A 9331-nucleotide genomic window follows, 5' to 3' on the forward strand; every position below is an offset into this window, starting at 1 on the left:
ACCAGGTCACACCCCCAGTGACAGCGGCGGCTTGACATCAGCATTGGGAAGCACCTGGACGAGGTCTTCATCAGAATCAACGGAGAGCAGAAGTACCTGTGGCGGGCGGTCGACCAGGACGGCGACGTCCTGGACATCCTCGTCCGGAACCGGTGGGACACGGCCGCGGCCAGGCGATTCTTCCGCAGGCTGATGACGAAGACGGGCAGGGTGCCGCGGGTGGTCGTCACCGACAAGCTGCGTTCCTACGGGGCGGCCCACCACGAGGTCATGCCCTCGGTGGAGCACCGCTCGCACAAGGGATTGAACAACCGGGCCGAGAACAGTCACCAGCCCACCCGCCAGCGCGAACGGGCCATGAAGGGCTTCCGCAGCGTGGGCGGGGCCCAGCGTTTCCTGTCCGCGTTCAGCGGCATCTCACCCCACTTCCGGCCCCGCCGCCACCTGGTGACCGCATCCGAACACCGCGCCGAGATGACCGTCCGCTTCGCCATCTGGGAGCAGATCACCGGCGTCACCGGCCGACTTACTGCGGCCTGAGCCCAGGCCGGCACCCGGCCCCACCACACCTCGACGCACAGTCAGACACCCACACACCCAACAACGTGACAACGCCCCTCTGGCGCCTACGGCTCATGCAACCGCAGATCACGCAGGTCTGGGCCGACTCTGCCTACGCCGACCAGCTCGTCAACGGGTCCGAAGACTTCCTCAACATGACCCTCAAAACGGTCTCCCGACCCCGCGGCGCGAAAGGCTTCGTCGTCCTGCCCCGCCGCTGGAAAGTCGAACGAACCCTTGGCTGGATCATGAAGGCCCGGCGCAACGTCCGCGACTACGAACGTCTTCCACAACATTCCGAAGCCTACCTGACCTGGGCACTCATCACCCTGATGACCCGGAGGATCACCCGCAGCGGTCCTCGCAAGGACTGGTCGAAGAAGGACTCGCCGGCATAAGGGCTCGCAGAGGATGCTTGGGCCTGAAGAGCGGCAGTACCACCTCGGGTGCTGCCGAAAAATGGATCGTCAGGACGCACCAAGCCTCCTACCGTTCCGCCATGCAGATCGTTGTGACGCTGGACTGTGTCGACACCGAAGCGCAAGCGAACTTCTGGCTCGCCGCGCTCGCCCCGCTGGACTACCGGCGCGGCTTCCACGGACCCCCTTACCTGAGCCTGGTCGGGCCCGCTCCTGCACCAACCCTTCTCCTGCAGCACGTCCCAGAACCCAAGCAGGGCAAGAACCGCATGCACCTTGACCTCGACTTTGGCACCGCAGACCTGGTATCCGAGGTCAATCGCCTCGAACGGCTCGGCGCTGCGAAGCTCTCTGAAGAACTCAGCGAACACGGCTTTCGCTGGATCGTCGTTGCCGACCCGGAAGGCAACGAGTTCTGCGTATTCAACCCCCCGAACAACATCAACGTTGCGGAGTAATTACCAGGTCGGGCTGAGGTTCCACCATGGCCTGGAAAGCCGCATGCGGCGGCTTCCCAGGCCGAAGCCTGTTCATCCGTCGATTACCGGCCCTTGGAGAGTCGTCTGACCACTCAGCGCCGGTGTCCCGCCTTTCCAGACACTCACTGAGCTTGACTCTGTCGGGGATCTTGGAGTCGCCGAGGTCAGCTGCCCAAGGTTCGCCAGGACTTCAGCCGGGGAATCCCGCGCTGGTCGAGGTAGTCCTGAAAGGCGGTCGGTCGGCGGGGTGCGGGGGTTTCCTCGTCCGATGGCAGTCCGCTGAGGCGCTCGATGTTGACGGCGATGGCCGTCAGGACGTGTTGGATGTGGGCCTTTCCCTGTCCTCGGTAGCGGCAGCGCCGCATGCCGTGGCCGTGGGCGAACTCGTTGACCGTGCCCTCCACTCCGGAGCGGACCGCATAGCGGGCCTTCCACTCGGGCGTCTGCTGCTCGGTACGGACGCGAAGTTGCAGGTCACGGAGTTCTCGCGGGGGAAAGCCCACAGTGCGCGCACTGTCTGCAGTGCTGGTGCACTGCGCGCGGGCCGGGCAGGGGCGGCACTGGCTCTTGGTGAACCTGGCCACGATCAGCGGGGCCGCGGTGGGCGAGGAGGTCGGGTAGGGGCCGTGCCAGCCCGCGCTGACCTGTCCCTGGGGGCAGGTGACCTGCTGGCGGTCGTAGTCAATGTGGAAGTCGTCCCGGGCGAAGCCCTCGTTCCGACGGTGCTGGAGGGTGGGGTTGCTCCGGAGCGGCCCGGAGACGGTGACCTGGTGTTCACGGGTAGCTTGTGCCAGGTGGGGCAGGGAGGTGTAGCCGGCGTCGACCAGGTGCTCGGGGGGCAGCAGCCCGCGACGCGCCAGGCGGGCGTGGATGCCGGGCAGGACCTGGCTGTCGTGGGTGGTGGCCGCGGTGGTGACCACATCCGTGATCACATTCGGGCCGCCGGGAGCGCAGGTCTCGGTCAGGTGAGCGGAGAACCCCTTCCAACTGATGATGTGCCCGTGGCGTGCGTAGCGGGCCGAGGTGTCGTAAGGCGAGACGATCGCCCGGGACGAGGGCGGCAGTCCGGGCCCGTCTTCCTTCTCGGCGGTGCGCCAGCGCAGGTGTCCTGCGGCGTGACGGTGATAGTTCTGCACCACGGTCTGGCGCAGGGCATGGACGCGCGGGTCGGCAGTGTGGTCTGTTCCGTGCTGGTAGAGGTGTTCCGGGAGCCGGACGGCGTCGTTTCTGGTGGCGAGGATTCTGGTCTTGGGTTTGGTGGGGTTCTTGCCCAGGCGGACCGGTCGGCCGTAGCGGAGCCCCCAGTCCTCGTCGACCAGCTCGTCGACCAGCTCGTCGAGCAGGTGAGGGGAGGTGTCGGCGACTTCTTCGAGTGCGGCGCGGACCGCCTCGGTGATCAACTCCAGGCGGGTCAGGTCGCGCACGGCGGCCAGGACGTGGGTGGAGTCGGTGCGCTGCGTGGTGCGCTCGCGCACCAGTCCGGCCTCTTTGAGGCGGGCCAGCGCGAGGTCGAGAAGACGGTCGGCGCGGTCGTCTTCGGCGAGGCGATCGCGGAAGTCGGCCAGCACGCTGTGGTGGAACCCGGGGTCGTCCGGCTCCATGGCCATGGCGTATTTGAAGTCGATGCGGCAGCGGACCGCCTCGGCGGCCTGCCGGTCCGGCAGGCCGAGCAGGAACTGCAGCACACAGGCGGTGGCCAGTTGAGCAGGCGAAAGCCCCGGGCGCCCATCCCGCGGGTACCAGTCGGCGAAGTCCTCGTCCCGCCACAGTCCATCGAGCCGGTCGCGCACCCACATCGCCGTTGTACCACCCGGATTGCTCGCCCGCGCGATCCGCGCGGTCAGAGGCGGGATGTGCTCACCGGAACGGGGACGAAGGGACAACAGGCACCTCGGCAGCTGCATCGATCGGCGGAACTACCCGAGCATGCCCGTTGATCATGCTGCCGCACCGGGAAACTCCAAGATCCCCGACAGAGTCAAGCTAGACCGGGCCAGTCCCCTGGAAAAGGGGCTGCAACGCCCATGGACTGCAGAAATCCCAGAGCCCCCCAGGGCTCCGGGGCAGCAGGACGAAGCGGGAAGTCCCGTCACCGGGTCACCCTGGGAGGGCAACCTCCCAGCCGTCCTCACATATCCATAGCGCGTACATATGCGAGCAATGCCAGAATTCTCGGAAGTGGTTGAAAGACTGCCACCGGGCCGGCAACGACAAACAGCTCCACAGGCACCTACACCTCCGCGAAACCGGACAGCCCCGGCTACACAGAGGAACAGGCCGCGGAAGTCGCCCGCCTCAGAACCCGGCTGCTGGAACTCAGCACCACCGTGTCGACACACCCGTTCTGGAATTCCGTCGACACCGACGACCACGTCGCGGCCCGCATGGTACTCAAACACGCCCACGACCCGGCCGAGAAATGAGCACCCGGCCGGGACGCGCACCTGGACGAGACGCAGACAGCCCTGCCCCGTCATGTCCCACACCAGACACCACCCCGGGCCCGCCACATATCCCGCCACACCGACTACCCCGTACCGCCCTGGACGGGCGTCTTCCCGATCTGCCTTGGCAAGATTCGAGACGGCCTAACGCACCAGACGCGCCAGGAACACGGGGCCACGACGAAGACTTCCCAAAGGTCATCCCCCCGCCGACCGCCACCGAGACAGCACATCACGAACAGAACGAGTATCTGGGTGCTCGTCGCCGAGGATCCGCTCGCGGTCGGCCAGGACGTGTTCCAGCAGGTTGATGGCGTCGTCGGTGCGCGAGCAAGCGGAGACTCGGAACTGTAAATCAGTCCACTTCCCTCGGATTGGACTTGGTCTGGCTGTGATTGGCGTCGATATGGTCGCGGTATGCGTATCCACGTCGTAGACGCCTTCACCGACCGGCCTTTCGCAGGCAACCCTGCAGGCGTGTGCCTGCTTGATGCCGGAGAGTGGCCTGCAGTTGCCTGGATGCAGCAGGTTGCCGCCGAGATGAATCACTCGGAGACCGCATTCGTGCGGCCGCTCCCCGACGACGAGAGCGCCGACTGGGAGATTCGCTGGTTCGCCCCACTTACCGAGACTAATCTGTGCGGCCATGCCACATTGGCCACGGCGCACACGCTGCGGCGGGAGCGAGGGGGTGTCGGCGCGCTGCGGTTCCGCAGCCGGTTCAGCGGCGTCCTCACCGCGCATGCACACGAGGACGGCAGCATCACCCTGGACTTTCCGGCCGCGCCCGGCACCGAGGTCCCGGTGCCGGCAGGCCTGTCGGAGGCTCTGGGGGTGAAGCCAGAGGCCGCCTTCCGTACCGGTGCGCTCGGTGACCTGTTGACCGTCCTGCCCGACGAGGCCACCGTCCGGGCCGTGACCCCCGACCTCGAGGCGATAGCCGACCTGACCCGCCGTGAAGGTCTGCGCGGCGTCATCATCACGGCCCCGGCGTCCGGGTCCGGCCTGGAATACGATTTCGTCTCCCGCTTCTTCTCACCCGCCGAGGGTATCCTCGAGGATCCGGTCACAGGCAGCGCCCACACCGCACTGGCCCCTTACTGGTCGGCACGGATCGGCCGCAGCGGGCTCACCGGCCTGCAGCTATCCGCGCGCACTGGGTTTGTCAGGACTGCCGTGCGCGGTGACCGCGTTCATCTCACCGGGTATGCGGTCACCATCCTCGACGGAACCCTGCACGCCTGACCGTCCGATTCCAAGGGATCGGCCACATGTTCCCGATCGGCCCGCACGGCGCGGCGGGCTGGCCGGTGAAGAAGGGGTGATAGCGACAGACGGGAAACAGCTCGCCCTGTTCACCCACGGTGGCGGGTTTGGCCAGGTCATGGACTCGGCGCACGATCAGCCGGGCGGTGACCCGCTCCGCTCTCTTCCGGCTCGCGAAAGCACGGTATGCGGGTATCTCGGCGACTTCGGCATCGGAGATGAGATCGCCGGTCTCGGGGTCGGCGTCGGAGTCGGGCACTGCGATGGGTAACTGAGTGGTCGGGCGCGGGCTGCTGGCATGGGGCCCGAGCCGGTTCGGCCCGCACCTTCGCGCCCGAGGACGGTATGTACGTGTCTCACGAGACGATCTACAAGAGCCTGTTCATCCAGGCCCGAGGCGTACTCAAGAAGGAGCTTGTCTCCCATCTGCGCCGCCGACGCACGATGCGCCGCTCAAAGAACGCCTCCACCGCAGGTCAGCAGCGCGGCTGCATCCGCGAGGCGGTCTCCATCCGCGAACCTCCGGCCGAGGCCGAGGACCGGGCTGTTCCCGGCCACTGGGAAGGCGACCTGAATACCGGTGCGAAGAACAGCCACATTGCCACATGGGTCGAACGGCACTCCCGCTACGTCATGCTCGTCCGGGTCGCAGGCAAGGACACCGCCAGTGTGATCTCCGCGCTGAGTCATCAAATCCGTTACCTGCCCGACGGGTTGATGACTTCACTGACCTGGGACCGGGGTACTGAGCTGGCCGACCACAAGCGGTTCACGATGGCCACCGACGTCAAGGTCTACTTCGCCGATCTCCTCACAGCTCCTCGGGCACCCGACCGGCACCCGGCTCGATGCACCGCACCATCATAGACCACGCAAATCATGTCAACTGCGCTAATTTGCAACCAAGTTGGATGTTCTGGACTAGAGCCGCGCCCGCGTACGCGAGGGAAAGAATTCACCCGCCTGAACCGGCACCGCCCCGCCCTTCATCCTTTGCGGGCCCCCGGACCAGTCCGCCGCATGCCACCGCCCCCGCTGATGTACTGACCCCTCCGAGCCCGGAAGAAGGGGAGCGCCGTGGGGTACAGCAGGGGCCACAGGGCGGAGCACCGGGATGTCTGGCCCCGGTGGACCTGCGAGAGGCAAGGGTGCGAGGTGACCGAGACGGTGCGCGGCGACCAGCACGACGACCGGGCCGCCACCTACGCCGCCCGCCACCAGGAGGAGACCCACCCCGACGCCCTCGTCGCCGACGCGATCGCCGCGCTCAGCACCGCCTGCGCGGTGCTGCACCTGCTGCCGGCGACCGTGGCCACCGTCGTCGACCCGTACACCTACCGGGGCCGGGCGTGCGTGACGCCCGAGGCCGCGGCCGACGCCCTGGGCGCGTGGGAGTCCCAGCTCACTGCCATGCTCCCGGAGCCGTCCGACCTGGACGAGCGCGTACTCTGGCGGATGGCCGGCCAGCACGGCAGCGACGCCGTCTGCAAGCACAGCCGTACCCCGTAGGCGACGGGACTCCACCGTCGCCGGCCGGGGCCGCACGGTCCCGGACCGCTGAGCTTCTTCCGGGTCGACGGCTCGCGGGCTGGGGCTGTTCCGGCTCAGCGGTGTCCTGTCAGATCGTGCGGTGGCTTGGACGGTCCGGGTCTGTCCGGGCGTCGGTTGTCCCCTTGGGCGGGACCTCAGGGCTGTGGGCCGTGGACAGGGCTCTTGACCAGGGCGGACAGGTCCGGACTGTCCCGGACTCCTTGGTCTGTTGTGCGGGGGTGGGTGCCCCGCGACGCTTCTCGTACCGCTCCGCAGCCGTTCGTCGGCGTCCGGTGCGGGGGCTTTCTCCCGTAGTCCAGGAGTGCGGAGTGAAGCCGGAATTCGAAGCCGCGGTGGGTTCGGCCGCCGGGCGCCCCGCCTGTCCTTGTCCCAGGAGGAATCCCGTGAACGTCTCGTTGCGTAAGTCCGTTTCCCGCCGGGGGAGAGGGGTCGGTTGGTGGCTGGCTCGTGTGCCTCGCCGCTGGCCGGTGTCTGTGCGGATGGTTCTGGTGGCCGTCATCGCCGCGGTCGGCTTCACCTTGGTCGGGCCGGCGGCGACGGTGTCGGCCGCGCCGCCCCCACCGAGTCCGGCCTCGGACTCCTCCGGTCGTGAGCCCAGCCGCTGGGAACGGCTGCAGTGGCAGATGTACGAGTCCTGGGTCGCGGCCGCGCTGGACGGTCACGACCCGTACTACAAGTGGAAGCTCGCCCGGCAGATCGCAGCCAGGCGCCTCTTGGAAAGGGGCATCTCCGGCTTCTCGCTCAAGGACGACCTGCCGAGAATTATGCAGGACACAGAGGAATTCAAACGGCGGGCGCAGGAGACTCCCGACGGGCTGCGCCGGCAGCTCGCCGAGGCCGGGAACGAGATCCATGACCTGAACCAGAAGATCGAACGGGCCCAGACTCCCGCCGAGCGGGAGAAGCTCGAGAGGGCCCGGAGAGTAGCCCGCAAGCAGGAAAAGGACGTGGCCAAGCGGTACCGGAAGCTCATGGGAACTCGGCCGGACGCGGAAAGCGTGGCGGCGAAGATCCAGAGCCTCGACGCGAAGAACAGCGACCTCAGGAACAAGATCACCGGCCTGGAGGAAGAGACGAAGAAGTCCCGTCCGGACCGCCGGGAGAAGCTGCGGCAGCTGGAGACGGCCCGCGCGAACCTGGCCCAGGCCGAGGCCGACCGCCGCCGGCTCCAGGGACCGCCGGACGACGACGGCGACACCGGCGGCACACGGACAACACCACGCGACCCGAAGCAGCCCCCGAAGGGACCGGGCTCCACCAACCCGACGGCCACACCGACCACGCCGAAGAAGTCCACCGGCTCGACCGCGACCGGGCCGACGGTCACGTCGAAGAAGTCCACCGGCTCGACCGCGACCGGGCCCATGACGTCCTGGGAGGGGCGGAGCAGTCTCAAGACCCCGAAGGCCGGGTTCCGGGGCAGCACGGGCACCAACCAGATGGCTGACGCCATTGCCGGCGTCATCGCCGATGGCATCAGCCAGGACTACGCAGCCCACCTGGACCGCAGGAACCAGCAACTGCTGGAGCAGGCACGCAAGGACCCGGCTCTCGCGAAACGGATCATCGACGACTACAACGAGATCAAGGACAACAACGAGATCGAGGTCCTCTTCCGCGGCTTCGACACCTCCAAGGGATTCACCCAGGACGCCACCCGCCAAGTCGCTCCTGAGCTGATCAAGTCCCAAAAGGCGCTCGACACCGCGAAAGCGATCGCCGACAAGTCGAAGGCGGACCCGTTCTACCAGCAGGCCCGTACCGAGTGCGCCGGCTACGACACCTGTGTCACCGAGCGCACCGACAGGCTGCGCAAGCAGAACGCGGAGGCGATCGCGGAGTCGACGAAGAAGGCGAAGAAGTCGAACGCGGACCCGCTCTATCAGCAGGACCGTAGCGAGTGCGGCGGGTACGACACCTGTGTCACCGAGCGCACGGACAGGCTGCGCAAGCAGAACGCGGAGGCGATCGCGGAGTCGACGAAGAAGGCGAAGAAGTCGAACGCGGACCCGCTGTACCAGCAGGCCCGTAGCGAGTGCGGCGGGTACGACACCTGCGTCACCGACCGGGTCGCCAAGCTCCGCGCCCAGAAGAAGGAAGCCACCGCCAAGGGTGACCAGCCCCGCACCACGGACGTCCACAAGACCACGACCGCCAAGACGAACCAGCGCAAGACCCAGAATGCGGAGGCGATCGCGGAGTCGGCGAAGAAGGCGAAGAAGTCGAACGCGGACCCGCTGTACCAGCAGGCCCGTAGCGAGTGCGGCGGGTACGACACCTGCGTCACCGACCGGGTCGCCAAGCTCCGCGCCCAGAAGAAGACGACCACTGCCACGACCACGACGCGTACCGAGCAGCACAAGCAGTCCCAGAAGAAGACGCAGACCCCGGACTACCGGGGCAAGGGCGGCGTCAAGGCCTCGGCTGCCTGACCCTGCAAACCGACCCCGAACCTGGACATCCAGGCCCAGGGCCCGGGTCCGCTGCCGGTGACCGGGCGTTGACCGTCACTGCGGCGCCAGCCGGCGCGAGCGCCCCGGAACAAGGCCTTGTTCCGGCGATCTGAACAACATCGCACGACAGCCGTGAACCCCCTGACCCGCAGGGCGCC

Annotated in this window: 6 protein-coding genes and 4 pseudogenes; 7 read left to right on the top strand and 3 right to left on the bottom strand. The window is 67.4% G+C overall.

Going from position 1 to position 9331, the window contains the following annotated elements; translation table 11 throughout:
• Nucleotides 1–51: 51 nt before the first annotated feature.
• The 3 genes and pseudogenes from ACWCXX_RS39630 to ACWCXX_RS39640 form a co-directional block, all read left to right on the top strand.
• A pseudogene (locus ACWCXX_RS39630) lies at nucleotides 52–540 on the top strand (IS6 family transposase); the annotation flags it as partial.
• 77 nt (nucleotides 541–617) lie between these two features.
• Nucleotides 618–944, top strand: a pseudogene (locus tag ACWCXX_RS39635) (transposase); the annotation flags it as partial.
• A gap of 116 nt (nucleotides 945–1060) precedes the next feature.
• A complete protein-coding gene (locus ACWCXX_RS39640; RefSeq protein WP_392263679.1) occupies nucleotides 1061–1438 on the top strand; it encodes a VOC family protein in 378 nt (125 codons plus the stop codon).
• A gap of 185 nt (nucleotides 1439–1623) precedes the next feature.
• Here the strand turns inward: ACWCXX_RS39640 and ACWCXX_RS39645 are convergent, their stop codons facing one another.
• On the bottom strand, nucleotides 1624–3342 hold the full coding sequence (locus ACWCXX_RS39645; protein ID WP_451135965.1) for an IS1182 family transposase: 1719 nt from the start codon (nucleotides 3340–3342) through the stop codon (nucleotides 1624–1626).
• Between the two features lie 759 nt (nucleotides 3343–4101).
• Complete coding sequence (locus ACWCXX_RS39650; RefSeq protein ID WP_451135967.1) at nucleotides 4102–4332, bottom strand: tetratricopeptide repeat protein; 231 nt, start codon at nucleotides 4330–4332, stop codon at nucleotides 4102–4104.
• On the opposite strand from ACWCXX_RS39650, the gene ACWCXX_RS39655 reads away from it, so the two are divergent.
• Nucleotides 4321–5148: a PhzF family phenazine biosynthesis protein gene (locus tag ACWCXX_RS39655; RefSeq protein WP_451135969.1), complete on the top strand. Its 828-nt coding sequence runs from the start codon at nucleotides 4321–4323 to the stop codon at nucleotides 5146–5148. The genes ACWCXX_RS39650 and ACWCXX_RS39655 overlap by 12 nt on opposite strands.
• 64 nt (nucleotides 5149–5212) lie before the next feature.
• On the opposite strand, the pseudogene ACWCXX_RS39660 reads toward ACWCXX_RS39655, so the two are convergent.
• A pseudogene (locus ACWCXX_RS39660) lies at nucleotides 5213–5437 on the bottom strand (IS1380 family transposase); the annotation flags it as partial.
• A 41-nt stretch (nucleotides 5438–5478) separates the two neighbouring features.
• Here ACWCXX_RS39660 and ACWCXX_RS39665 point away from each other — a divergent pair.
• The 3 genes and pseudogenes from ACWCXX_RS39665 to ACWCXX_RS39675 all read left to right on the top strand — a co-directional run.
• Nucleotides 5479–6000, top strand: a pseudogene (locus ACWCXX_RS39665) (IS30 family transposase); the annotation flags it as partial.
• A 324-nt stretch (nucleotides 6001–6324) separates the two neighbouring features.
• Nucleotides 6325–6678 (top strand): hypothetical protein, encoded by a 354-nt coding sequence (locus ACWCXX_RS39670; RefSeq protein ID WP_451135971.1) that lies wholly within the window; start codon nucleotides 6325–6327, stop codon nucleotides 6676–6678.
• 530 nt (nucleotides 6679–7208) lie between these two features.
• Nucleotides 7209–9152: a hypothetical protein gene (locus tag ACWCXX_RS39675; RefSeq protein ID WP_451135973.1), complete on the top strand. Its 1944-nt coding sequence runs from the start codon at nucleotides 7209–7211 to the stop codon at nucleotides 9150–9152.
• The last annotated feature ends 179 nt before the right edge of the window (nucleotides 9153–9331 follow it).

The organism is Streptomyces sp. NPDC001732, assembly GCF_053596315.1.

Excerpts from the sequence above, each read along its gene's own strand:
- ACWCXX_RS39640 (WP_392263679.1), top strand. The coding sequence starts at position 1,061 with ATGCAGATCGTTGTGACGCTGGACTGTGTCGACACCGAAGCGCAAGCG.
- ACWCXX_RS39655 (WP_451135969.1), top strand. The coding sequence starts at position 4,321 with ATGCGTATCCACGTCGTAGACGCCTTCACCGACCGGCCTTTCGCAGGC.